The sequence below is a fragment of the Pukyongiella litopenaei genome (assembly GCF_003008555.2).
GTDB lineage: Bacteria > Pseudomonadota > Alphaproteobacteria > Rhodobacterales > Rhodobacteraceae > Pukyongiella > Pukyongiella litopenaei.
Genome location: NZ_CP027665.1, coordinates 2,086,857 through 2,107,971 on the forward strand (window position 1 = coordinate 2,086,857; position 21,115 = coordinate 2,107,971).

General features: G+C 64.3%; 32 protein-coding genes. 30 read left to right on the top strand and 2 right to left on the bottom strand.

Annotated features, from left to right (window positions below):
• Nucleotides 1–151: 151 nt before the first annotated feature.
• The 8 genes from rpsL (at nt 152) to C6Y53_RS10440 (ending at nt 6,475) form a co-directional block, all read left to right on the top strand.
• Complete coding sequence (rpsL, locus tag C6Y53_RS10405) at nt 152–523, top strand: 30S ribosomal protein S12 (protein WP_106472372.1); 372 nt, start codon at nt 152–154, stop codon at nt 521–523.
• A 12-nt stretch (nt 524–535) separates the two neighbouring features.
• Entirely contained in the window at nt 536–1,006 is a 471-nt protein-coding gene (gene rpsG, locus C6Y53_RS10410; protein ID WP_106472373.1) for a 30S ribosomal protein S7, read from the top strand.
• A 21-nt stretch (nt 1,007–1,027) separates the two neighbouring features.
• Nucleotides 1,028–3,151 (top strand): elongation factor G, encoded by a 2,124-nt coding sequence (fusA, locus tag C6Y53_RS10415; RefSeq protein ID WP_106472374.1) that lies wholly within the window; start codon nt 1,028–1,030, stop codon nt 3,149–3,151.
• Nucleotides 3,152–3,258: 107 nt separating this feature from the next.
• Nucleotides 3,259–4,434 carry an elongation factor Tu gene (tuf, locus tag C6Y53_RS10420; RefSeq protein WP_106472375.1) on the top strand — a complete coding sequence of 392 codons (1,176 nt, stop codon included), beginning with the start codon at nt 3,259–3,261 and terminating at the stop codon, nt 4,432–4,434.
• Between the two features lie 78 nt (nt 4,435–4,512).
• Complete coding sequence (rpsJ, locus tag C6Y53_RS10425; RefSeq protein ID WP_106472376.1) at nt 4,513–4,827, top strand: 30S ribosomal protein S10; 315 nt, start codon at nt 4,513–4,515, stop codon at nt 4,825–4,827.
• An 18-nt stretch (nt 4,828–4,845) separates the two neighbouring features.
• The gene (rplC, locus tag C6Y53_RS10430; protein ID WP_106472377.1) at nt 4,846–5,568 is read left to right on the top strand and encodes a 50S ribosomal protein L3; all 723 of its coding nucleotides are present in this window, start codon (nt 4,846–4,848) and stop codon (nt 5,566–5,568) included.
• The gene (gene rplD, locus C6Y53_RS10435; RefSeq protein ID WP_106472378.1) at nt 5,565–6,182 is read left to right on the top strand and encodes a 50S ribosomal protein L4; all 618 of its coding nucleotides are present in this window, start codon (nt 5,565–5,567) and stop codon (nt 6,180–6,182) included. The genes rplC and rplD overlap by 4 nt, the downstream gene beginning before the upstream one ends.
• Nucleotides 6,179–6,475 (top strand): 50S ribosomal protein L23, encoded by a 297-nt coding sequence (locus C6Y53_RS10440; RefSeq protein WP_106472379.1) that lies wholly within the window; start codon nt 6,179–6,181, stop codon nt 6,473–6,475. Before rplD ends, C6Y53_RS10440 begins: the two co-directional genes overlap by 4 nt.
• A 102-nt stretch (nt 6,476–6,577) precedes the next feature.
• On the opposite strand, the gene C6Y53_RS10445 is transcribed toward C6Y53_RS10440, so the two are convergent.
• Nucleotides 6,578–7,717 carry a cytochrome-c peroxidase gene (locus tag C6Y53_RS10445; protein WP_106472380.1) on the bottom strand — a complete coding sequence of 380 codons (1,140 nt, stop codon included), beginning with the start codon at nt 7,715–7,717 and terminating at the stop codon, nt 6,578–6,580.
• A gap of 116 nt (nt 7,718–7,833) precedes the next feature.
• Complete coding sequence (locus C6Y53_RS10450; protein WP_106472381.1) at nt 7,834–9,096, bottom strand: SulP family inorganic anion transporter; 1,263 nt, start codon at nt 9,094–9,096, stop codon at nt 7,834–7,836.
• Nucleotides 9,097–9,425: 329 nt separating this feature from the next.
• On the opposite strand from C6Y53_RS10450, the gene rplB reads away from it, so the two are divergent.
• The 22 genes from rplB to rpsK all read left to right on the top strand — a co-directional run bounded on the left by rplB (nt 9,426) and on the right by rpsK (nt 21,077).
• On the top strand, nt 9,426–10,268 hold the full coding sequence (rplB, locus tag C6Y53_RS10455; RefSeq protein WP_106472382.1) for a 50S ribosomal protein L2: 843 nt from the start codon (nt 9,426–9,428) through the stop codon (nt 10,266–10,268).
• A 3-nt stretch (nt 10,269–10,271) separates the two neighbouring features.
• Entirely contained in the window at nt 10,272–10,550 is a 279-nt protein-coding gene (rpsS, locus tag C6Y53_RS10460) for a 30S ribosomal protein S19 (RefSeq protein WP_106472383.1), read from the top strand.
• A gap of 3 nt (nt 10,551–10,553) precedes the next feature.
• Nucleotides 10,554–10,934, top strand: coding sequence for a 50S ribosomal protein L22 (gene rplV, locus C6Y53_RS10465; protein WP_106472384.1), 381 nt, complete (start codon nt 10,554–10,556; stop codon nt 10,932–10,934).
• Complete coding sequence (rpsC, locus tag C6Y53_RS10470) at nt 10,934–11,641, top strand: 30S ribosomal protein S3 (RefSeq protein ID WP_106472385.1); 708 nt, start codon at nt 10,934–10,936, stop codon at nt 11,639–11,641. Before rplV ends, rpsC begins: the two co-directional genes overlap by 1 nt.
• Before the next feature lie 13 nt (nt 11,642–11,654).
• Nucleotides 11,655–12,068, top strand: coding sequence for a 50S ribosomal protein L16 (gene rplP, locus C6Y53_RS10475; protein ID WP_106472386.1), 414 nt, complete (start codon nt 11,655–11,657; stop codon nt 12,066–12,068).
• Nucleotides 12,069–12,301: 233 nt separating this feature from the next.
• Nucleotides 12,302–12,484 carry a hypothetical protein gene (locus C6Y53_RS10480; protein WP_106472387.1) on the top strand — a complete coding sequence of 61 codons (183 nt, stop codon included), beginning with the start codon at nt 12,302–12,304 and terminating at the stop codon, nt 12,482–12,484.
• 401 nt (nt 12,485–12,885) lie between these two features.
• A complete protein-coding gene (gene rpmC / locus C6Y53_RS10485; RefSeq protein ID WP_106472388.1) occupies nt 12,886–13,092 on the top strand; it encodes a 50S ribosomal protein L29 in 207 nt (68 codons plus the stop codon).
• Nucleotides 13,093–13,096: 4 nt separating this feature from the next.
• The gene (gene rpsQ, locus C6Y53_RS10490; protein WP_106472389.1) at nt 13,097–13,327 is read left to right on the top strand and encodes a 30S ribosomal protein S17; all 231 of its coding nucleotides are present in this window, start codon (nt 13,097–13,099) and stop codon (nt 13,325–13,327) included.
• A 77-nt stretch (nt 13,328–13,404) separates the two neighbouring features.
• Nucleotides 13,405–13,773 carry a 50S ribosomal protein L14 gene (rplN, locus tag C6Y53_RS10495; RefSeq protein ID WP_106472390.1) on the top strand — a complete coding sequence of 123 codons (369 nt, stop codon included), beginning with the start codon at nt 13,405–13,407 and terminating at the stop codon, nt 13,771–13,773.
• 1 nt (nt 13,774) lies between these two features.
• On the top strand, nt 13,775–14,086 hold the full coding sequence (rplX, locus tag C6Y53_RS10500; RefSeq protein ID WP_106472391.1) for a 50S ribosomal protein L24: 312 nt from the start codon (nt 13,775–13,777) through the stop codon (nt 14,084–14,086).
• Entirely contained in the window at nt 14,079–14,642 is a 564-nt protein-coding gene (gene rplE / locus C6Y53_RS10505) for a 50S ribosomal protein L5 (protein ID WP_106472392.1), read from the top strand. Before rplX ends, rplE begins: the two co-directional genes overlap by 8 nt.
• Nucleotides 14,643–14,662: 20 nt before the next feature.
• A complete protein-coding gene (rpsN, locus tag C6Y53_RS10510; RefSeq protein WP_106472393.1) occupies nt 14,663–14,968 on the top strand; it encodes a 30S ribosomal protein S14 in 306 nt (101 codons plus the stop codon).
• 13 nt (nt 14,969–14,981) lie between these two features.
• Nucleotides 14,982–15,374 carry a 30S ribosomal protein S8 gene (rpsH, locus tag C6Y53_RS10515; protein ID WP_106472394.1) on the top strand — a complete coding sequence of 131 codons (393 nt, stop codon included), beginning with the start codon at nt 14,982–14,984 and terminating at the stop codon, nt 15,372–15,374.
• Nucleotides 15,375–15,387: 13 nt separating this feature from the next.
• Nucleotides 15,388–15,921, top strand: coding sequence for a 50S ribosomal protein L6 (gene rplF, locus C6Y53_RS10520; RefSeq protein WP_106472395.1), 534 nt, complete (start codon nt 15,388–15,390; stop codon nt 15,919–15,921).
• A gap of 11 nt (nt 15,922–15,932) precedes the next feature.
• Nucleotides 15,933–16,292, top strand: coding sequence for a 50S ribosomal protein L18 (rplR, locus tag C6Y53_RS10525; protein WP_106472396.1), 360 nt, complete (start codon nt 15,933–15,935; stop codon nt 16,290–16,292).
• A gap of 161 nt (nt 16,293–16,453) precedes the next feature.
• The gene (rpsE, locus tag C6Y53_RS10530) at nt 16,454–17,020 is read left to right on the top strand and encodes a 30S ribosomal protein S5 (protein ID WP_106472397.1); all 567 of its coding nucleotides are present in this window, start codon (nt 16,454–16,456) and stop codon (nt 17,018–17,020) included.
• 12 nt (nt 17,021–17,032) lie between these two features.
• On the top strand, nt 17,033–17,221 hold the full coding sequence (gene rpmD / locus C6Y53_RS10535; protein ID WP_089883735.1) for a 50S ribosomal protein L30: 189 nt from the start codon (nt 17,033–17,035) through the stop codon (nt 17,219–17,221).
• A gap of 294 nt (nt 17,222–17,515) precedes the next feature.
• Nucleotides 17,516–17,983, top strand: a complete 468-nt coding sequence (rplO, locus tag C6Y53_RS10540; RefSeq protein ID WP_106472398.1) for a 50S ribosomal protein L15 — start codon at nt 17,516–17,518, stop codon at nt 17,981–17,983.
• A 111-nt stretch (nt 17,984–18,094) separates the two neighbouring features.
• Nucleotides 18,095–19,462 carry a preprotein translocase subunit SecY gene (gene secY / locus C6Y53_RS10545; RefSeq protein ID WP_106472399.1) on the top strand — a complete coding sequence of 456 codons (1,368 nt, stop codon included), beginning with the start codon at nt 18,095–18,097 and terminating at the stop codon, nt 19,460–19,462.
• Nucleotides 19,459–20,118: an adenylate kinase gene (locus C6Y53_RS10550; protein ID WP_106472400.1), complete on the top strand. Its 660-nt coding sequence runs from the start codon at nt 19,459–19,461 to the stop codon at nt 20,116–20,118. Before secY ends, C6Y53_RS10550 begins: the two co-directional genes overlap by 4 nt.
• Before the next feature lie 185 nt (nt 20,119–20,303).
• Nucleotides 20,304–20,672 carry a 30S ribosomal protein S13 gene (gene rpsM, locus C6Y53_RS10555; RefSeq protein WP_106472401.1) on the top strand — a complete coding sequence of 123 codons (369 nt, stop codon included), beginning with the start codon at nt 20,304–20,306 and terminating at the stop codon, nt 20,670–20,672.
• A gap of 12 nt (nt 20,673–20,684) precedes the next feature.
• Nucleotides 20,685–21,077: a 30S ribosomal protein S11 gene (gene rpsK, locus C6Y53_RS10560; protein ID WP_106472402.1), complete on the top strand. Its 393-nt coding sequence runs from the start codon at nt 20,685–20,687 to the stop codon at nt 21,075–21,077.
• Nucleotides 21,078–21,115: the final 38 nt, after the last annotated feature.

Consider the following 21,115-nt stretch of genomic DNA (forward strand, 5'->3'; position numbering starts at 1 on the left):
CCCGATCCTCTGGAAACCCACCGCGTCGTCCCGCAGATGGGGGCGGATGCGGTTTTTGCGCTTTGCGGACGCGCAAGGCGTGTTTGGATGAACCGCATGGGGGCTGCCCCGTGCATGACACATGTGTTGTTGAGACGGGGAAAGAACCGGAATGCCAACGATCCAGCAGCTGATCCGCAAGCCGCGGCAGCCGAAAATCAAACGCTCGAAATCCGTTCACCTGCAGGAGAGCCCGCAGAAGCGCGGCGTCTGCACGCGGGTGTATACCACCACGCCGAAAAAGCCGAACTCGGCCATGCGGCGCGTTGCCAAGGTGCGCCTGACCAACGGGTTCGAGGTCATTTCCTACATCCCCGGCGAAGGCCACAACCTGCAGGAACACTCGGTCGTCCTGATTCGCGGTGGCCGGGTCAAGGACCTTCCGGGTGTCCGTTATCACATCCTGCGCGGTGTTCTGGATACCCAGGGCGTCAAAGACCGCAAGCAGCGCCGTTCGAAATACGGCGCCAAGCGTCCCAAGTAAGGAGAAGCGAGCATGTCCCGCCGTCACGCCGCCGAGAAGCGCGAAATTCTGCCCGACGCCAAATATGGCGACCGGGTTCTGACGAAGTTCATGAACAACCTGATGATCGACGGCAAGAAGTCGGTTGCGGAAAAGATCGTCTACAACGCGCTTGACCGGATCGAGGTCAAGATCAAACGCGCGCCGGTCGAGGTGTTCCACGAGGCGCTCGACAACATCAAGCCCTCGGTCGAGGTGCGGTCGCGCCGCGTCGGCGGTGCCACCTACCAGGTGCCGGTCGAAGTGCGCCCCGAGCGCCGCGAGGCGCTGGCGATCCGCTGGCTGATCAACGCATCGCGGTCGCGCAACGAGAACACCATGGAAGAACGCCTCGCGGGCGAGCTTCTGGACGCGGTTCAGTCGCGCGGTTCCGCCGTGAAGAAACGCGAAGACACCCACAAGATGGCAGAGGCCAACAAGGCCTTCTCGCATTACCGCTGGTAAACCCCTCAGAGGCTCGGACCCATGGCACGCGAATATCCCCTGGAACGGTACCGTAACTTCGGCATCATGGCCCACATCGATGCGGGCAAGACCACGATGACCGAACGGATCCTGTTCTATACCGGCAAGAACCACAAGATCGGTGAAACCCACGACGGCGCCTCCACCATGGACTGGATGGAGCAGGAAGCCGAACGCGGCATCACCATCACCTCGGCGGCGACCACCACCTTCTGGCAGCGCCAGGAGGACCCGACCCCGGAAGGGACGTCGGACATGAAGACCCGCTTCAACATCATCGACACGCCCGGCCACGTCGACTTCACCATCGAGGTGGAGCGGTCGCTGGCGGTTCTCGACGGCGCGGTCGCGCTGCTGGACGGCAACGCCGGTGTCGAGCCGCAGACCGAAACCGTCTGGCGCCAGGCCGACCGCTACAAGGTTCCGCGCCTGGTCTTCGTCAACAAGATGGACAAGATCGGCGCCGACTTCTTCAACTGCGTGAAGATGGTCAAGGAACGCACCGGCGGCACCCCGCTGCCGATCGCGCTGCCGATCGGTGCCGAGGACACGCTCGAAGGCATCGTCGACCTGATCAAGATGGAAGAATGGGTCTGGAACTCCGAGGATCTCGGCGCGTCCTGGACCCGTCAGCCGATCCGCGACGAGCTGAAGGAACTCGCCCAGGAATGGCGCGACAACATGATCGAACTCGCCGTCGAACAGGACGACGATGCGATGGAAGCCTACCTGGAAGGCGAAGAGCCCGACGAGGCCACCCTGCGGAAACTGATCCGCATGGGCACCCTGTCGCTGTCGTTCTTCCCGATGCTGGCCGGGTCGGCGTTCAAGAACAAGGGTGTGCAGCCGCTGCTGAACGCCGTTGTCGATTTCCTGCCCTCGCCGCTCGACGTGCCGACCCTGATGGGGTTCTCGCCGGACGACGAGAACGAGGAACGCGACATTCCCCGCAAGGCGGATGACGCCGATCCGTTCTCGGCGCTGGCGTTCAAGATCATGAACGACCCGTTCGTCGGCTCGCTGACCTTCACCCGGATCTATTCCGGCGTGATCAGCAAGGGCGACCAGATGCTGAACTCGACCAAGGGCAAGAAAGAGCGCGTCGGCCGGATGATGCTGATGCACGCGATCGACCGCCAGGAGATCGAGGAAGCGTTCGCGGGCGACATCATCGCGCTGGCGGGCCTGAAGGACACCACCACCGGCGACACCCTGTGTGCCCCGGCCGCTCCGGTGGTGCTGGAAACCATGACCTTCCCCGATCCGGTGATCGAGATCGCCGTGGAGCCCAAGACCAAGGGCGACCAGGAGAAAATGTCCCAGGGTCTGGCCCGTCTGGCCGCCGAAGACCCGTCCTTCCGCGTGGAAACCGACTTGGAATCGGGTCAGACCATCATGAAGGGCATGGGCGAACTTCACCTGGACATCCTGGTCGACCGCCTGAAGCGCGAATTCAAGGTCGAGGCCAATATCGGTGCGCCGCAGGTGGCCTATCGCGAAACCATCGGCCATGAGATCGAACATACCTACACCCACAAGAAACAGTCGGGTGGTTCGGGTCAGTTCGCCGAGGTGAAGATGGTCATCTCGCCGACGGAACCGGGCGAAGGCTATTCGTTCGAATCGCGTATCGTCGGCGGCTCGGTGCCGAAGGAATATGTCCCCGGCGTCGAAAAGGGCATCCAGTCGGTCATGGATTCCGGTCCGCTCGCCGGCTTCCCGGTGATCGACTTCAAGGTGGCGCTGATCGACGGCAAGTTCCACGACGTGGACTCCTCGGTGCTGGCCTTTGAAATCGCCGCCCGGATGTGCATGCGCGAAGGTCTGAAAAAGGCCGGCGCCAAGCTGCTGGAGCCGATCATGAAGGTCGAGGTGGTGACCCCGGAAGAATATACCGGCGGTATCATCGGCGACCTGACCTCGCGTCGGGGCCAGGTGACCGGGCAGGAAACCCGCGGCAACGCCATCGCCATCAACGCGATGGTGCCGCTGGCCAACATGTTCGGCTACATCAACACCCTGCGTTCGATGAGCTCGGGCCGCGCCCAGTTCACCATGCAGTTCGACCATTACGATCCGGTGCCGCAGAACATCAGCGACGAGATCCAGGCGAAATACGCGTAACCCGGGTGGCGGGGATGTGCGGGGAAACCCGCCCGGAACCCCGCCCTACCCACCAGCTGTAGGGCGGAGTTCACCCCGCCATCCGAACAAGGAAAAGGAGCTTTGCAATGGCAAAGGAAAAGTTTGAACGCACGAAGCCGCATGTGAACATCGGCACGATCGGTCACGTTGACCACGGCAAGACGACGCTGACGGCTGCGATCACGAAGTATTTCGGCGATTTCAAGGCCTATGACCAGATCGACGGCGCTCCGGAAGAGAAGGCGCGCGGGATCACGATCTCGACCGCGCATGTGGAATACGAGACCGACGCGCGCCACTATGCGCATGTGGACTGCCCCGGCCACGCGGACTATGTGAAGAACATGATCACCGGTGCCGCGCAGATGGACGGCGCGATCCTGGTGTGTTCGGCCGCTGACGGCCCGATGCCGCAGACCCGCGAGCACATCCTGCTGGGCCGCCAGGTCGGCATTCCGAAGATCGTGGTGTTCATGAACAAGGTGGACCAGGTCGACGACGAGGAACTGCTGGAACTGGTCGAGATGGAGATCCGCGAGCTGCTGGACAGCTACGAGTATCCGGGCGACGACACCCCGATCGTGGCCGGCTCGGCGCTGGCGGCGCTGGAGGGCAACAACCCCGAGATCGGCGAGAACAAGATCCGCGAGCTGATGCAGGCGGTCGACGACTATATCGACACGCCCGAGCGCGCGGTGGACCAGCCGTTCCTGATGCCGATCGAGGACGTGTTCTCGATCTCGGGCCGCGGCACGGTTGTGACCGGCCGTGTGGAACGCGGTGTGATCAACGTGGGCGACGAGATCGAGATCGTCGGCATCCGCGACACCCAGAAGACCACCTGCACCGGTGTCGAGATGTTCCGCAAGCTGCTGGACCGCGGCGAGGCCGGCGACAACATCGGCGCGCTGCTGCGTGGCGTCGACCGTGACGGCGTCGAGCGCGGCCAGGTGCTGTGCAAGCCGGGTTCGGTGACCCCGCACACCAAGTTCGAGGCCGAGGCCTATATCCTGACCAAGGACGAGGGCGGCCGCCACACGCCGTTCTTCGGCAACTACCGCCCGCAGTTCTACTTCCGCACCACGGACGTGACCGGGACGGTGTCGCTGAAGGAAGGCACCGAGATGGTGATGCCGGGCGACAACGTGGGCTTCACGGTGGAACTGATCGCGCCGATCGCGATGGAAGACGGCCTCCGCTTCGCCATCCGCGAAGGCGGCCGCACCGTCGGCGCGGGCGTTGTGTCCAAGATCATCGAGTAACACACTCGGGTTCGACGAGGGGCGGCGGATGGTCCGCCGCTCCTCCTATCAACTCCAAGGCCTGAAAGGGCGATAACAATGCAAAGCCAAAACATCCGTATTCGGCTTAAGGCGTTCGATTACCGCGTGCTGGATGCCAGCACCAAGGAAATCGTGAGCACCGCCAAGCGGACCGGCGCGCAGGTGCGCGGCCCGATCCCGCTGCCGAACAAGATCGAGAAGTTCACGGTTCTTCGTGGGCCTCACGTCGACAAGAAATCTCGCGACCAGTTCGAGATCCGCACCCACAAGCGGCTGCTGGACATCGTGGATCCGACCCCGCAGACCGTGGACGCGCTGATGAAGCTCGACCTCGCGGCCGGCGTGGATGTCGAGATCAAGCTGCAGTCGTAAGATCGGAGGGTATTGAAGATGCGCTCTGGTATCATCGCAAAGAAAGTCGGCATGACCCGGCTGTTCCTGGAAGATGGCAAGCAGGTGCCGGTGACGGTGCTGCAACTGGACGGCCTGCAGGTTGTCGCGCAGCGCACCGCCGACAAGGACGGCTATACCGCCGTTCAGCTGGGCGCCGGTTCGCCGAAGGTCAACCGCGTGTCCAAGGCCATGCGCGGCCATTTCTCGGCCGCCAAGGTCGAGCCGAAGCGGAAGCTGGCCGAATTCCGGGTGTCCGCGGACAACCTGATCGAGGTCGGTGCCGAGATCTCGGCCACCCATTTCCTCGAAGGCCAGAAGGTCGACGTGTCGGGCACCTCGATCGGCAAGGGTTTCGCCGGTGCCATGAAACGGCACAATTTCGGCGGCCTGCGGGCGTCGCACGGTGTGTCGATCTCGCACCGTTCGCACGGTTCGACCGGTCAGTGCCAGGAACCGGGCCGGGTGTTCAAGGGCAAGAAGATGGCCGGACACATGGGCGCTGCCCGCGTGACCACCCAGAATCTCGAGGTCGTCAAGACCGACGCGGATCGCGGCCTGGTGTTCATCAAGGGCGCCGTGCCGGGGTCCAAGGGTGGCTGGGTCACCGTCAAGGACGCCGTGAAGAAGAAGCTGCCCGAGGGCGTGCCGTTCCCGGCTGGTCTCAAGGCCGCAACCGAAGCTCCCGCGGAAGAAGCACCCGCGGAAGGGGGTGAAGCATGAAACTCGATGTGATCAAGCTTGACGGCGGCAAGGCCGGCGACATCGAGCTGGACGCCGAGCTGTTCGGGCTGGAACCGCGCGCGGACATCCTGCACCGAGTGGTGCGCTGGCAGCGCAACAACGCGCAGGCCGGCACCCACAAGGTCAAGACCCGGTCGGAAACCTCGTATTCCACCAAGAAGATCTATCGCCAGAAGGGCACCGGTGGCGCCCGCCACGGCGACCGCAACGCGCCGATCTTCCGCAAGGGTGGTATCTACAAGGGTCCGACCCCGCGCAGCCACGGCCACGACCTGCCCAAGAAGTTCCGCAAGCTGGGCCTGCGCCACGCGCTGAGCGCGAAGGCGAAAGCCGGCGAACTGGTGGTGATCGACACCGCCGAGGCGGACGGCAAGACCGGTGCGCTGGCCAAGCAGGTCGCGAACCTGGGCTGGAAGCGCGCGCTGGTGATCGACGGGGCTCAGGTGAACGAAGCGTTCGCCCGCGCCGCCCGCAACATCGAGGGTCTCGATGTGCTGCCGTCAATGGGCGCAAACGTCTATGACATCCTCCGCCGTGACACGCTGGTGCTCACCAAGGCGGGTGTCGAAGCACTGGAGGCTCGTCTGAAATGAGCGCGAAGGCAGAACATTACGACGTGATCCGCAAGCCGGTCATCACCGAGAAATCGACCATGGCATCCGAAGCCGGTGCCGTCGTGTTCGAGGTGGCGATCGACAGCAACAAGCCGCAGATCAAGGAAGCGGTCGAGGCACTGTTCGGGGTCAAGGTGAAGGCGGTCAACACCACCATCACCAAGGGCAAGGTCAAACGTTTCCGCGGCCGTCCCGGCAAGCGGAAAGACGTCAAGAAGGCCTATGTGACCCTGGAAGAGGGCAACACGATCGACGTGACCACCGGTCTCTGACCGAGGGCCTCGTGACAATAAGGAAACCCCCGCGCAAGCGGGGGTTTTTTTGTGCTTGCGGGATCGATGCGGGCACTGGCCGGTCAGGCGACCGGGGCCGCGTCAGTCCTCGAGCAGGTGCTCGTAGCGCGCATCCGTCAGGGTTTTCAGGAACGCCACCAGCGCGTCGATGCGGCGGTCGTCGAGGGCGGGGCCGTGGGTCAGTTCCTTTGCCGACAGCGTCTGCGGCACCATCGGCGGGCCAAAGGGCCGGCCGGTTTCCGGGTTGATCCGCATCGCCTCGTTCTTGGTGTTGTAGATATTGTAGAACCGCACCACCGTGCGCAACTCGTTGAAGATGCCGTTATGCATATAGGGGGCGGTGACGGCGACATTGCGCAGCGTCGGGGTCCTGAACCTGCCTCTGGCGGCAGGATCATCGGCGGCCTGCGGGTTGTCGGCCAGCCCGCCATCCACCGTGCCCGGCGCCACCCCGTTCAGCGCCCGCAGCCGGGTATTCTCGGCCGTTCCGATATTGTGATAGCGGTAGTCGGTGAAGGTTTCGCGCGGGTCTATCTGGCTGCGCGACAGCTGGTGGCACTGGTTGCAGTTGGTGAACTGCTCGGAAAAGAACAGCAGCCGGCCCAGTTCCTCCTCGTCGGTCAGCTCGGCCTCGCCGCGCAGGAAACGGTCGTATTTGGAATCGAACGGGCTGAACAGCGGCGTGCGTTCGAACGCGGCTATGGCTTTGGTCATCGCCGCGTAACCGGTTTCGGCGTCGTCCAGGACACCGGCGCCGAACAGCGCGGGAAAGGCGCTGACGTAATCGGGGTTTTCGCGCAGCCGTGCGACGACCGCGCCCTTGTCGGGCATGCCCATTTCCAGCGGGTTCAGCGGAGGGCCGCCGGCCTGGTCCTCCAGCGTGGCGGCGCGGCCATCGAGAAACTGGCCGCCGACCCAGTCGCCGTCATCATTGCGGTGAAAGACGGGGCTGAAGGCCGCGTAGCTCGCCGTGGGCGCGTTGCGGTCGCCCAGCGACACGCCGTCATCGCCGGGCGAGGCCATGCCGCGCGGATCGGCGAAGGCATAGTCGGGATCGTGGCAACTGGCGCAGGACTGGGTCCGGTTCGCCGACAGGTTGGTGTCGAAGAACAGCGCCTCGCCCAGAGTCTCGACCGTATAGGGTGTGCCGCCGCGCGTCGCCGCGACCGCACCGGCGGCCAGCGCGGCACCGAGAATCAGGGTTGGCCAGGTCGCTCGCATGTCCCGCTCCTTTTCCGACAGATTTAGGCGGGAATAAAGCGGGAATCGTTGACCTCGATCAAGTTTCATCCGCCGCTGCCCGGTCGGTTCCCCGTGACCCGCGCCTTCCAGACGCGCTAGCGCTGCGGCGGCTTCCAGTCCGAGGGCGGAACCGCGCGGCGCTGCAACCGGATCGCCAGCCCCATCGCCACGCCGACGCCGATGGCAATGGTCAGGTCCGCGACCACCGTCAGCACCAGCGTCACGACCAGCAGGAACTGTTCCGAGCGGCGGTCACGCAGGTAATCGGGCCAGCGGTGCGGTTCGCTCATGTTCCATGCGGTCAGGATCAGCAACCCGGCCAGCGCGGGCATGGCCAGGTATCCCGCCAGAGGCGCCGCAACCAGCATGACCAGCAGGATCGTCAGCGCGTGAACCAGCCCGGCGACGGGCGTCTTGCCGCCGGCGCGGATATTGGTCGCGGTCCGCGCGATGGCCCCGGTCGCGGGCAGGCCGCCGAACAGCGCCGAGCCCAGGTTGGCCGCGCCCTGCGCGATCAGTTCGGCGTTGGAGCGGTGCCGGCCGGCGATCATCCGGTCCGCGACCATCGCCGACAGCAGCGATTCGACACCCGCCAGGAAGGCGATGATGAAGGCCGATGGCAGCAATTCCACCACGCGGGCCGTGTCCAGCGCCGGAATTGTGGGGGCCGGCAGGCCGCGCGGCAGGTCCCCGAACCGCGACTGGATCGTGTCGACCGGCAGATCGAACAGCGCCACCAGGGCCGAGGTGATCGCGACCGCCACGATCAGGCCCGGCCAGCGCGGCGCGGCGCGTCTGAGCACGACGATCAGGGCCATGGTGACCAGCCCGATCGCGAGCGTCGGCACGTTCAGGCTGTCGCGCGCGTGCCACAGGGCCCCGAGCTTGCCGAAGAACTCGGCGGGAACCTCTGACATCGACAGCCCGAACAGGTCGTTGAGCTGGCTGGTGGCGATGATGATGGCGATCCCGATGGTAAAGCCATTGATGACCGGCTCGGGGACGAGCTGGATCAGCCGCCCGGCCCGCAGGAACCCGGCCACCAGCAGGATCAGCCCGGCCATGAAGGTGGCAATGACGAGCCCGTCATGGCCGTGCTCGGCGATGACACCGAACACGACGACGATGAACGCCCCGGTCGGCCCGCCGATCTGGACCCGGCTGCCCCCCAGCAGCGAGATCAGGAACCCCGCGACGATGGCGGTGACGAGGCCCTTGGCCGGTTCGGCGCCAGAGGCTATCGCGATCGCGAGGCTCAGCGGCAGGGCCACCATCGCAACGGTGATCCCCGCTGCGAGGTCCGCGGAAAACAGCTGCCTGTCATAGGTCCGGAGTGTGGTCAGGATCTTGGGTTTCATGTCGCCTAAAGCCCCGCGCTTGGGAAAGAGGTTGCATACCGGCGACGGGCCGTCCAGCCCGCTGGCGCCGCGCGGCAGGTGGTGGGCGGGACGGCGTCACAAAAAACCGACGCGGCTATGGACGGCCGGTGCGTTCTCTGCTAACTCCGCCCAATCCCGTGGCCCCGGATTCGTTCCGGGGCCCGTGATTTTTGCAACCGGGGACCTTCGGGGCCCTATACTTTGGCAACCTCGTGCGCTTGCGTGGCAAGATGCACAGGGGGCTTTCAACATAGCGGGTCCAAAGACAACAACCCAAGGGCCTGCACGCTAAACGGAAGACAGAAAGCATGGCACTCAAGTCGTACAAGCCGACGACGCCGGGCCAGCGCGGGCTGGTGCTGATCGACCGTTCGGAGCTTTGGAAAGGGCGTCCGGTCAAATCCCTCACAGAGGGTCTGACCAAGTCGGGCGGCCGGAACAACACCGGACGGATCACCTCTCGCCGCCGTGGCGGTGGCGCAAAGCGTCTCTACCGGATCGTTGACTTCAAACGGAACAAGATGGATGTGGCGGCAACCGTCGAGCGGATCGAATACGACCCGAACCGGACCGCCTTCATCGCGCTGATCAAATATGACGATGGCGAACAGGCCTATATCCTGGCGCCGCAGCGTCTGGCCGTGGGCGACAAGGTCGTCGCCAGCGCCAAGGCCGACATCAAGCCCGGCAACGCGATGCCGTTCGCGGGCATGCCGATCGGCACCATCGTTCACAACATCGAGATGAAGCCCGGCAAGGGCGGTCAGATCGCGCGCGCCGCGGGCACCTATGCCCAGTTCGTCGGCCGCGATGGCGGTTACGCCCAGATCCGCCTGAGCTCGGGCGAGCTGCGGATGGTGCGCCAGGAATGCATGGCTACCGTGGGCGCGGTGTCGAACCCCGACAACAGCAACCAGAATTTCGGCAAGGCCGGCCGCATGCGCCACAAGGGCGTGCGCCCGTCTGTCCGCGGTGTCGTGATGAACCCGATCGACCACCCGCATGGCGGCGGCGAAGGCCGGACCTCCGGCGGTCGTCACCCGGTGACCCCGTGGGGCAAGCCGACCAAGGGTGCGCGCACCCGCAACAAGAACAAGGCGTCCAGCAAGCTGATCATCCGCTCGCGGCACGCCAAGAAGAAAGGGCGCTGATAGATGACCCGCTCTGTTTGGAAAGGCCCCTTCGTCGACGCCTATGTGCTGAAAAAAGCCGAGGCTGCGCGCGAATCCGGCCGCAACGACGTGATCAAGATCTGGTCGCGGCGTTCGACCATCCTGCCCCAGTTCGTGGGGCTCACCTTTGGTGTCTACAACGGCCACAAGCACGTTCCGGTGTCGGTGTCCGAAGACATGATCGGCCAGAAGTTCGGTGAATATTCGCCGACCCGCACCTATTACGGGCACGCGGCCGACAAGAAAGCGAAGCGGAAGTAAGTCATGGGCAAGGCAAAGAACCCCCGCCGCGTGGCCGAAAACGAAGCAATGGCCAAGACCCGTATGCTTCGCACGTCCCCGCAGAAACTGAACCTGGTGGCGGCGATGATCCGCGGCAAGAAGGTGGAAAAGGCGCTGACCGATCTCACCTTCTCGAACAAGCGGATCGCGCAGGACGTGAAGAAATGCCTTCAGTCTGCGATCGCCAACGCCGAGAACAACCACAACCTGGACGTGGACGAACTGGTCGTCGCCGAGGCCTATGTGGGCAAGAACCTGACCCTGAAACGCGGTCGCCCGCGGGCCCGTGGCCGGTTCGGCAAGATCATCAAGCCGTTCTCGGAACTCACCATCAAGGTGCGTCAAGTTGAGGAGCAAGCCTAATGGGACAGAAAGTCAATCCGATCGGCATGCGCCTTCAGGTCAACCGCACCTGGGACAGCCGCTGGTATGCGGACACCAAGGATTACGGTGATCTGCTGCTCGAGGACATCGCGATCCGCGATTTCATCAAGGCCGAGTGCAAGCAGGCCGGTGTCGCCCGCGTGATCATCGAACGCCCGCACAAGAAGTGCCGGGTGACGGTGCACACCGCGCGTCCGGGCGTGATCATCGGCAAGAAGGGCGCGGATATCGAAGCCCTGCGCAAGAAGCTGGCGGCCATGACCGACAGCGAACTGCACCTGAACATCGTCGAGGTCCGCAAGCCGGAACTGGACGCCCAGCTGGTGGCGGAATCGATCGCCCAGCAGCTGGAACGCCGGGTGTCGTTCCGCCGCGCCATGAAGCGCGCGGTGCAGAACGCCATGCGCATGGGTGCCCTGGGTATCCGGGTGAACGTCGCGGGCCGCCTCGGCGGCGCCGAGATCGCCCGGACCGAATGGTACCGCGAAGGCCGCGTGCCGCTTCATACCCTGCGGGCAGACATTGATTACGCCAATGCCGAAGGCTCGACGCCCTATGGCATCATCGGCATCAAGGTCTGGATCTTCAAGGGCGAGATCATGGAACATGATCCGTCCGCGCGGGACCGCAAGGCGCAGGAACTCCAGGATGGTCCGGCCCCCCGTGGCGCCGGTGGCCGTCGCTGAGGAGGAATGAAAGATGCTTCAACCAAAGCGAACCAAATTCCGCAAGCAGCACAAGGGCCGCATCCACGGCCTGGCCAAGGGCGGTTCGGATCTGAACTTCGGATCCTACGGGCTCAAGGCGCTGCAGCCTGAGCGCGTTACCGCACGCCAGATCGAAGCCGCGCGCCGTGCCATGACCCGGCACATGAAACGCCAGGGCCGCGTCTGGATCCGGATCTTCCCGGATACGCCGGTGACCTCCAAACCCACCGAGGTCCGGATGGGCAAGGGCAAGGGCTCGGTCGATTTCTGGGCGGCCAAGGTCAAGCCGGGGCGCGTGATGTTCGAGATCGACGGTGTCGAGGACAGCATCGCCCGCGAGGCCCTGCGCCTGGCGGCGATGAAGCTGCCGATCAAGACCCGCGTCGTGGTCCGCGAGGACTGGTAAACCGCCGCCGCCCGTGCGGGCGGCACCGGATGCAGGAAACAGAAACCCCCGCCGGGATGCCGGCGGGGGTTTTCCGTTTCCTGTGCGCTGCGTGCAACGATTCGCTCATGTGGCCCCGGATACGGATCGACGCATCGACAGAAACCGCTGAAAGTGTAAAACTGCGCCTGAGGAATTCTCCTCTTCCGGGAATCATCCGGGGCACATACTCGATAAACGAGGGATAGAAGACCATGACACTGAAGCATATCGTGCTTGGCGCGTTCGTTCTTGGCGTTGCAGCCTGTGCAAAGGAACCCGAGCCTGTTTACCTGCAGCCGACCTATGACAAGGTAGGGACCCCGAGCTGCGTTGCCGGTTATGAAGTCGCGGTGACCGACGAGGGCGCAACCGTCTGCGCCCCGATCGCGCAATAAGGTTTTGACGGGCGGCCCGGCCACGGGCCGCCCGTTCACCCCGGGTCACGGGCGGGTCGCCACGCGCTCCGCCCTGTGAGCCGTCATGTGAAACGGCGCCGGGATCGCCCCGCATCCGCCGCTGCGGCCGGGCGCACCTGCCGGCGGAACCTGCGTTCCCCTGCAACGCGCCGGTTTTTGCCGCTGGCGCCCAGGCGCCCTGACCGCCAGACGGCCTGCGGAACAGGGTTCGCGGCGGCGATGAAATCACCCCCTTGCCCTGTTGCGGCAACTCCCCTATAGAGCGGCATCCTGCGATCACCCGCCATGGCGGGGGATTCGCATGTCTGTCAGTCATCCACCAGGTCGAGGGTGACCCGGAAACCGGGGCTCTCTGGTGTTTTGAGAAAGGAAGATGGGCGATGAACGCCAACGAACTGCGTGACAAGACGCCGGACCAGCTCCGCGAAGAGCTGGCCAGCCTGAAGAAAGAGAGCTTCAACCTGCGGTTCCAGCAGGCCACCGGCCAGCTGGAAAGCACCGCCGGCATCCGTGCCGCGCGCCGCAATGCCGCGCGCGTCAAGACGATCCTGAACGAAAAGGCCGCTGCCGCGGCATCGGAGGAGTAATCCAATGCCCAAGCGTATCCTGCAGGGAACCGTCACCTCGGACACCAACGCGCAGACCGTCACGGTGCTGGTGGAACGCCGTTTCACCCACCCGGTTCTGAAAAAGACCATCCGCAAGTCCAAGAAGTACCGGGCTCACGATGAGAAGAACACCTACAAGGTAGGTGATTCGGTCCGCATCATCGAATGCGCGCCGAAATCGAAGACCAAACGCTGGGAGGTTCTGGAGGCGTAAGCCGGCAGAGCCTTTCGGTATCAGCGAAACCCTGGGGGACAGAAAGAGACCAGCCCCCATAGGTCGGGAGAAACCACATGATCCAGATGCAGACCAATCTGGATGTCGCTGACAACTCCGGCGCCCGCCGGGTTCAGTGCATCAAGGTCCTGGGTGGTTCCAAGCGCAAATATGCGTCCGTGGGCGACATCATCGTCGTCTCGGTCAAGGAAGCCATCCCGCGCGGCCGCGTCAAGAAGGGCGACGTGCGCAAGGCCGTCGTCGTGCGCACCGCCAAGGAAGTGCGCCGCGAAGACGGCACCGCGATCCGTTTCGATCGCAACGCCGCCGTCATCCTCAACAACAACATGGAGCCCGTCGGCACCCGTATCTTCGGGCCGGTCGTGCGCGAACTGCGCGCCAAGAACTTCATGAAGATCATCTCGCTCGCCCCGGAGGTGCTGTAAGATGGCTGCGAAACTGAAAAAGGGCGACAAGGTCGTCGTGCTGGCCGGCAAGGACAAGGGCAAGGAAGGCACCATCGCCTCTGTTGACCCCAAGGCCGGCAAGGCCGTTGTCGATGGCCTCAACATCGCCATCCGCCACACCCGCCAGAGCCAGACCAGCCAGGGCGGCCGCCTGCCCAAGGCGATGCCGATCGACCTGTCGAACCTGGCGATCCTGGACGCAAACGGCAAACCGACCCGCGTCGGCTTCCGCATGGACGGCGACAAGAAGGTCCGCTTTGCCAAGACCACGGGGGACGTGATCGATGCTTGATTCCGCGAACTACACCCCGCGCCTGAAGGCCGACTACCGCAACCGCATCCGCGCGGCGCTGAAGGAAGAGTTCGGCTATGCCAACGACATGCAGATCCCGCGTCTGGACAAGATCGTCCTGAACATCGGCTGCGGTGCCGAGGCGGTGAAGGACTCCAAGAAAGCCAAGTCGGCCCAGGCGGACCTGACCGCGATTGCCGGCCAGAATGCCGTGGTGACCGCCGCCAAGAAATCCATCGCCGGCTTCCGGGTCCGCGAAGGCATGGCGCTGGGGGCCAAGGTGACCCTGCGTGGCGACCGCATGTATGAATTCCTCGACCGCCTGATCACCATCGCGCTGCCGCGCGTGCGTGACTTCCGCGGCGTGTCCGGCAAGTCCTTCGACGGCCGCGGCAACTATGCCATGGGCATCAAGGAACACATCGTCTTCCCCGAGATCGACTTTGACAAGATCGACGAAGCCTGGGGCCTGGACATCGCAATTGCCACCACCGCGAAAACCGACGCGGAAGCCAAGGCGCTGTTGAAGCATTTCAACATGCCCTTCAACAGCTGAAGCGCGGGGAGAGAGAAGACATGGCTAAGAAAGCAATGATCGAACGCGAAAAGAAGCGCGAGCGCCTGGTGGCCAAATATGCCGCGAAGCGCACCGAGCTCAAAGAGATCGCGAATGACGAAAGCCGCCCGATGGAAGAGCGCTTCAAGGCGCGTCTGAAACTGGCCAAGCTGCCGCGCAACAGCTCGGCGACCCGTCTGCACAACCGCTGCCAGCTGACGGGGCGTCCGCATGCCTATTACCGCAAGCTGAAAATCAGTCGGATCGCCCTGCGCGACCTCGGCTCGGCCGGGCAGATCCCCGGCATGGTGAAATCGAGCTGGTAAGGGAGAGAGTGATATGAACGATCCTATCGGCGATATGCTCACCCGCATCCGCAACGCGCAGATGCGCGGCAAGTCCACCGTGTCGACGCCCGGCTCGAAGCTGCGCGGCTGGGTTCTGGACGTGCTCGCGGACGAAGGCTACATCCGCGGCTACGAGAAAACCACCGGCGCCAATGGCCACCCGGCGATCGAGATCAGCCTGAAATACTACGAAGGCGAACCTGTCATTCGCGAACTCAAGCGGGTCTCCAAGCCCGGCCGTCGCGTCTACATGGGCGTCAAGGACATCCCGCAGGTCCGTCAGGGCCTGGGCGTGTCGATTGTCAGCACGCCGAAGGGCGTGATGTCGGATGCGAACGCTCGCAGCCAGAATATTGGCGGCGAAGTGCTCTGCACCGTCTTCTGAGGAGGTCCGGCAAATGTCTCGTATTGGCAAGAAACCGGTCGAATTGCCCAGTGGCGTCACCGCCACCGTGTCCGGCCAGACCGTCGAGGTGAAGGGACCGAAAGGCACCCGCAGCTTCACCGCGACCGACGACGTGACGATCACGGTCGAAGACAACGTGGTCAAGGTCGATCCGCGCGGCAAATCCAAGCGTGCCCGCCAGCAATGGGGGATGTCCCGCACCATGGTCGCCAACCTGGTGACCGGCGTGACCGAAGGCTTCAAGAAAGAGCTGGAGATCAACGGTGTGGGCTATCGTGCCCAGATGCAGGGCAACACGCTGAAGCTGAACCTCGGCCTGTCGCATGACGTGGATTTCGAGGCGCCCGAAGGCGTCACCGTGACCGCGCCCAAGCAGACGCAGATCGTGGTCGAAGGCACCGATGAACAGCTCGTCGGTCAGGTTGCGGCGAACATCCGCGCCTGGCGCAAGCCCGAGCCCTACAAGGGCAAGGGTATCAAGTACAAGGACGAGTATATCTTCCGCAAGGAAGGCAAGAAGAAGTAAGGAACGCAACAATGGCAAACAGCAAACGCACCCTGTTTCTGAAACGCCGCCTGCGCGTTCGGAACAAGCTCCGCAAGGTCAATGCGGGCCGCCCCCGGCTGTCCGTCCACCGCTCGAACAAGAACATCAGCGTGCAGCTGATCGACGACGTGCGCGGTGTGACCCTTGCCGCGGCCTCGACCATGGAAAAGGATCTGGGCCTCGTCGGCAAGAACAACGTCGAAGCGGCAACCAGGATCGGTTCGGTGATCGCCGAACGCGCCAAGGCGGCCGGGGTCGAGGAAGCCTATTTCGACCGTGGCGGTTTCCTGTTTCACGGCAAGGTGAAGGCACTCGCCGACGCCGCGCGTGAAGGCGGGCTGAAGATCTAGGATGGGATCAAATCCCATCCTACCGGCCACCGGCCGCGGTAGGATGGGGTTCAACCCCATCCATGGTGAAGGCGGGCTTGCCTGCCTCGATGATCGGGGGGCCGCGCGGCCCACTGCGATTGAACGACCGGCGCCGAGCGCCTGACAGAAAGGAATGCCTGATGGCAGAACGTGACAACCGCCGGGGACGTGGCCGCGACCGCGAAGAAGCCCCGGAATTCGCAGATCGCCTGGTTGCGATCAACCGCGTGTCCAAGACCGTGAAGGGTGGCAAGCGCTTCGGCTTTGCCGCGCTCGTCGTGGTCGGCGACCAGAAAGGCCGTGTCGGCTTTGGCAAGGGCAAGGCCAAGGAAGTGCCCGAGGCAATCCGCAAGGCGACCGAACAGGCCAAGCGCCAGATGATCCGCGTACAGCTGCGCGAAGGCCGCACCCTGCACCATGACATCGAAGGTCGCCACGGTGCCGGCAAGGTGGTCATGCGCACCGCGCCGGAAGGGACCGGGATCATCGCCGGTGGTCCGATGCGGGCCGTGTTCGAGATGCTGGGCATCAAGGACGTGGTGTCCAAGTCGATCGGGTCGCAGAACCCCTACAACATGATCCGCGCCACCATCGACGGGCTGAAGAAAGAACAGAGCCCCCGTTCGGTTGCGCAGCGTCGCGGCAAGAAAGTGGCCGACATCCTGCCCAAGCGGGACGCGGCTCCGGCCGAGCCGGCCGAAGCGTAAGGAGACCGGACCATGGCAAAAACCATCGTCGTCAAGCAGATCGGCTCGCCGATCCGCCGCCCCGCCAAGCAGCGTGAAACGCTGATCGGCCTGGGCCTGAACAAGATGCACAAGACCCGCGAACTCGAGGACACCCCGTCGGTGCGCGGCATGATCAACAAGATCCCGCACCTCGTCGAGATCGTCGAGGAGCGCGGCTGACCGCCGCCTGCGCAAGGTTGAATGGGAGGAAGGAGAGCGCCCCGGGGAAACCCGGGGCGTTCCGCTTTGCGGACCCGCGACCTGCCGGCATCGGGGTGGGCTGGAGGGCTGCCACTGCCGCATGGACATCCGGGGTATCTGGGGCATCCGGTCGCCGGCGGCTTTGCCCTTGATCCCCGCCGGGCGTGGGTCTATACGCCCCCGGTGGTCCGCAGCGGCCACGGGAATCAATCAAGAAACGCCGTGGTTGGCCCCACACGCTTCGGGGGTCACATCCGGCAATGGAGAAGCGACATGAAACTGCACGAACTTCGTGACAATCCCGGCGCGGTCAAATCCCGCAAACGCGTGGGCCGCGGGCCGGGGTCCGGCACCGGCAAGACCGGCGGCCGTGGCATCAAGGGTCAGAAATCCCGTTCGGGTGTGGCGATCAACGGCTATGAGGGCGGCCAGATGCCGCTCTACCAGCGCCTGCCCAAGCGCGGCTTCAACAAGCCGAACCGCAAGGCCTTCGCGGTGGTGAATCTCGGCCTGATCCAGAAATTCGTCGACGCGGGCAAGATCGACGCCGGTTCGGCAGTCACCGAGGATGCGCTGGTCGCATCCGGCCTGGTGCGCCGCAAGCTCGATGGCGTCCGTATCCTGGCCAAGGGCGAGATCACCTCGGCGGTGAACCTCGAGGTGACCGGCGCGTCCAAGGCTGCCATCGAGGCGGTTGAAAAGGCGGGCGGTTCGCTGAAGGTCGCGGCCGCGGCCGAGTAACGGCTTGTGGGCGGCGTCCGCGCCGCTTACATAGCCTCTGAGTTTTCCTGAAGCGCCGCCCGAGCCGGAAAACGGTTCCGGGCGGCGTTTTTCGCAAAAGAGACCGCTTACATGGTATCAGCAGCAGAACAGATGGCGGCCAACACGAGCTGGGCCGCGCTCGGCAAGGCAACCGATCTGCGCAACCGCATCCTGTTCACGCTGGGGCTTCTGATCGTCTATCGCCTCGGCACGTTCATTCCGGTTCCGGGCATCGACGGCGCGGCATTGCGCGAGTTCATGGAACAGGCCGGCCAGGGCATCGGCGGCATGGTTTCGATGTTCACCGGCGGCGCGCTGGGGCGGATGGGCATCTTTGCCCTCGGCATCATGCCCTATATCTCGGCCTCGATCATCGTGCAGCTGCTGACCGCGATGGTCCCGCAGCTCGAACAGCTCAAGAAAGAGGGCGAACAGGGCCGCAAGAAGATCAACCAGTATACCCGCTACGGCACCGTGGCGCTGGCAACCCTGCAGGCCTACGCGCTGGCGGTCTCGCTGGAATCGGGCGAACTGGCCACCGATCCGGGCATGTTCTTCCGCATGGCCTGCATGATCACGCTGGTGGGCGGCACCATGTTCCTGATGTGGCTGGGCGAACAGATCACCGCCCGCGGCATCGGCAACGGCATTTCGCTGATCATCTTCGTCGGCATCATCGCCGAGATCCCGGCGGCGCTGGCCCAGTTCTTTGCCTCGGGCCGCTCGGGCGCCTTGTCGCCTGCGGTCATCGTCGGCGTCATCCTGATGGTTCTGGTGACGATCACCTTCGTGGTGTTCATGGAACGCGCCCTGCGCAAGATCCACATCCAGTATCCGCGCCGCCAGGTCGGCATGAAGGTCTATGACGGCGGGTCGTCGCACCTGCCGGTCAAGGTCAACCCGGCCGGCGTGATCCCGGCGATCTTCGCGTCGTCGCTGCTGCTGCTGCCGGTGACCATCTCGACCTTCAGCCAGTCCACCGCCACCGGTCCGGTGATGTCCTGGCTGCTGGCCAATTTCGGTCCTGGCCAGCCGCTCTACCTGCTGTTCTTCACCGCGATGATCGTGTTCTTCACCTATTTCTACACCTTCAACGTGTCGTTCAAACCTGATGACGTGGCCGACAACCTGAAGAAGCAGAACGGGTTCGTGCCCGGCATCCGGCCCGGCAAGAAGACGGCGGAATATCTCGAATATGTCGTGAACCGGGTGCTGGTGCTGGGATCGGCCTATCTGGCGGCGGTCTGCATGCTGCCCGAGATCCTGCGCGGCCAGTTCGCCATTCCGTTCTATTTCGGCGGCACCTCGGTGCTGATCGTGGTCAGCGTCACGATGGACACGATCCAGCAGGCCCAGAGCCACCTTCTGGCGCATCAATACGAAGGGCTGATCGAGAAATCCCAGCTGCGAGGCAAGGGTGGACGGAAACGGGGAAGAAAAGGGCCGGCGCGTCGATGAATATCATATTGTTGGGCCCGCCGGGTGCGGGCAAGGGCACCCAGGCACGCCATCTGGTCGAGAGCCGCGGCATGGTGCAGCTGTCCACCGGCGACATGCTGCGCGAAGCCCGTGAAAGCGGGTCCGAGATGGGCCGGGTCGTGGCCGAGGTGATGGCCCGTGGCGACCTGGTGACCGACGAGATCGTGATCGGCCTGATCCGCGAGAAGCTCGATGGCGCCAATGGCGGCGGGTTCATCTTCGACGGCTTCCCGCGCACCCTGGCCCAGGCCGATGCGCTGGGCGACCTGCTCGACGCCACCGGCCAGAGCCTCGACGCCGTGATCGAGATGGATGTCGACGATGCCGCGCTGGTGGCGCGGATCACCGCGCGGTCGACCTGTGCGGGGTGCGGCGAGGTCTATAACGACCTGTCCAGGCCGATCCCGGCCGATGGCGCCTGCGCCAATTGCGGCGGCACAGAGTTCACGCGCCGGGCGGATGACAACGAGGATTCGCTGCGCAACCGCCTGATGGAATATTACAAGAAGACCTCGCCGCTGATCGGCTATTACCACGCCAAGGGCAAGCTGGCGAAGGTGAACGGGCTGGGCGAGATCGGCGACGTGCAGGCGGCGATCGCCGCCGCGCTGGACGCGGTGCCCGCCGGGGCTTGACCCGCCCGGAAAAACCCCTTATCGACCCCCATCCCGCAGGGGAATCGCCTTGCCGGGGGTCGGATTCGTTCGCCCGGCAGGATCACCTCATGAAATGCTGCGGCCCGCTGGCGGCACTGCCAAGGCCCAAGCGTTGTGAAAAAAGGTTCTGGAGCTACGGAACCGCAACGAAAGGAAAGTGACACGTGGCACGTATTGCCGGCGTAAACATCCCGACTGCCAAACGGGTTCCCATCGCCCTCACCTATATCACCGGTATCGGCAACACCTCGGCCAAGGCCATCTGCGACGCGGTCGGCATCGACCACGCCCGCCGGGTCAATGAACTGAGCGACGCCGAGGTTCTGCAGATCCGCGAACATATCGACGCCAACTTTACCGTCGAAGGCGACCTGCGCCGCGAAGTGCAGATGAACATCAAGCGCCTGATGGACCTGGGCTGCTACCGTGGCCTGCGCCACCGCCGCAACCTGCCGGTTCGCGGCCAGCGGACCCACACCAACGCCCGCACCCGCAAGGGCCCGGCGAAGCCGATCGCCGGCAAGAAGAAATAAGGAGACGCACCGATGGCACGCGATACCCGCCGCGGAGGCAAGAAAAAGGTCTCCAAGAACATCGCCACCGGCGTGGCGCATGTGAATTCTTCGTTCAACAACACCAAGATCCTGATCTCGGACGTGCAGGGCAACGCGATCTCGTGGTCGTCCGCCGGCACCATGGGCTTCAAGGGCTCGCGCAAATCGACCCCCTATGCCGCACAGCTGGCCGCCGAAGATGCCGGCCGCAAGGCGCAGGAACATGGCGTGAAGACGCTCGAGGTCGAAGTGCAGGGGCCCGGTTCGGGCCGTGAAAGCGCGCTGCGCGCGCTCGCGGCGGTGGGGTTCAACATCACCTCGATCCGTGACGTGACCCCGATCGCCCATAACGGCTGCCGCCCGCCGAAGCGTCGCCGGGTCTGATCGGAACCGACTGCTTTCGGGGCCGCCGCATCGCGCGC

What these genes read in the sequence shown, in the direction of transcription:
- rpmC (WP_106472388.1), top strand. Translation starts at nt 12,886, where the DNA reads ATGAACGCCAACGAACTGCGTGACAAGACGCCGGACCAGCTCCGCGAA.
- rpsG (WP_106472373.1), top strand. Translation starts at nt 536, where the DNA reads ATGTCCCGCCGTCACGCCGCCGAGAAGCGCGAAATTCTGCCCGACGCC.
- rpsC (WP_106472385.1), top strand. Translation starts at nt 10,934, where the DNA reads ATGGGACAGAAAGTCAATCCGATCGGCATGCGCCTTCAGGTCAACCGC.
- rpsN (WP_106472393.1), top strand. Translation starts at nt 14,663, where the DNA reads ATGGCTAAGAAAGCAATGATCGAACGCGAAAAGAAGCGCGAGCGCCTG.
- rpsQ (WP_106472389.1), top strand. Translation starts at nt 13,097, where the DNA reads ATGCCCAAGCGTATCCTGCAGGGAACCGTCACCTCGGACACCAACGCG.
- rplN (WP_106472390.1), top strand. Translation starts at nt 13,405, where the DNA reads ATGATCCAGATGCAGACCAATCTGGATGTCGCTGACAACTCCGGCGCC.
- rplE (WP_106472392.1), top strand. Translation starts at nt 14,079, where the DNA reads ATGCTTGATTCCGCGAACTACACCCCGCGCCTGAAGGCCGACTACCGC.
- C6Y53_RS10445 (WP_106472380.1), bottom strand. Translation starts at nt 7,717, where the DNA reads ATGCGAGCGACCTGGCCAACCCTGATTCTCGGTGCCGCGCTGGCCGCC.
- rplX (WP_106472391.1), top strand. Translation starts at nt 13,775, where the DNA reads ATGGCTGCGAAACTGAAAAAGGGCGACAAGGTCGTCGTGCTGGCCGGC.
- rplP (WP_106472386.1), top strand. Translation starts at nt 11,655, where the DNA reads ATGCTTCAACCAAAGCGAACCAAATTCCGCAAGCAGCACAAGGGCCGC.
- rpmD (WP_089883735.1), top strand. Translation starts at nt 17,033, where the DNA reads ATGGCAAAAACCATCGTCGTCAAGCAGATCGGCTCGCCGATCCGCCGC.
- rplR (WP_106472396.1), top strand. Translation starts at nt 15,933, where the DNA reads ATGGCAAACAGCAAACGCACCCTGTTTCTGAAACGCCGCCTGCGCGTT.
- C6Y53_RS10480 (WP_106472387.1), top strand. Translation starts at nt 12,302, where the DNA reads ATGACACTGAAGCATATCGTGCTTGGCGCGTTCGTTCTTGGCGTTGCA.
- rplO (WP_106472398.1), top strand. Translation starts at nt 17,516, where the DNA reads ATGAAACTGCACGAACTTCGTGACAATCCCGGCGCGGTCAAATCCCGC.
- C6Y53_RS10550 (WP_106472400.1), top strand. Translation starts at nt 19,459, where the DNA reads ATGAATATCATATTGTTGGGCCCGCCGGGTGCGGGCAAGGGCACCCAG.
- rpsK (WP_106472402.1), top strand. Translation starts at nt 20,685, where the DNA reads ATGGCACGCGATACCCGCCGCGGAGGCAAGAAAAAGGTCTCCAAGAAC.
- rpsS (WP_106472383.1), top strand. Translation starts at nt 10,272, where the DNA reads ATGACCCGCTCTGTTTGGAAAGGCCCCTTCGTCGACGCCTATGTGCTG.
- tuf (WP_106472375.1), top strand. Translation starts at nt 3,259, where the DNA reads ATGGCAAAGGAAAAGTTTGAACGCACGAAGCCGCATGTGAACATCGGC.
- rpsL (WP_106472372.1), top strand. Translation starts at nt 152, where the DNA reads ATGCCAACGATCCAGCAGCTGATCCGCAAGCCGCGGCAGCCGAAAATC.
- rpsE (WP_106472397.1), top strand. Translation starts at nt 16,454, where the DNA reads ATGGCAGAACGTGACAACCGCCGGGGACGTGGCCGCGACCGCGAAGAA.
- rpsJ (WP_106472376.1), top strand. Translation starts at nt 4,513, where the DNA reads ATGCAAAGCCAAAACATCCGTATTCGGCTTAAGGCGTTCGATTACCGC.
- fusA (WP_106472374.1), top strand. Translation starts at nt 1,028, where the DNA reads ATGGCACGCGAATATCCCCTGGAACGGTACCGTAACTTCGGCATCATG.
- rplD (WP_106472378.1), top strand. Translation starts at nt 5,565, where the DNA reads ATGAAACTCGATGTGATCAAGCTTGACGGCGGCAAGGCCGGCGACATC.
- rplC (WP_106472377.1), top strand. Translation starts at nt 4,846, where the DNA reads ATGCGCTCTGGTATCATCGCAAAGAAAGTCGGCATGACCCGGCTGTTC.
- rplF (WP_106472395.1), top strand. Translation starts at nt 15,388, where the DNA reads ATGTCTCGTATTGGCAAGAAACCGGTCGAATTGCCCAGTGGCGTCACC.
- rplB (WP_106472382.1), top strand. Translation starts at nt 9,426, where the DNA reads ATGGCACTCAAGTCGTACAAGCCGACGACGCCGGGCCAGCGCGGGCTG.
- rpsH (WP_106472394.1), top strand. Translation starts at nt 14,982, where the DNA reads ATGAACGATCCTATCGGCGATATGCTCACCCGCATCCGCAACGCGCAG.
- secY (WP_106472399.1), top strand. Translation starts at nt 18,095, where the DNA reads ATGGTATCAGCAGCAGAACAGATGGCGGCCAACACGAGCTGGGCCGCG.
- C6Y53_RS10440 (WP_106472379.1), top strand. Translation starts at nt 6,179, where the DNA reads ATGAGCGCGAAGGCAGAACATTACGACGTGATCCGCAAGCCGGTCATC.
- rplV (WP_106472384.1), top strand. Translation starts at nt 10,554, where the DNA reads ATGGGCAAGGCAAAGAACCCCCGCCGCGTGGCCGAAAACGAAGCAATG.
- C6Y53_RS10450 (WP_106472381.1), bottom strand. Translation starts at nt 9,096, where the DNA reads ATGAAACCCAAGATCCTGACCACACTCCGGACCTATGACAGGCAGCTG.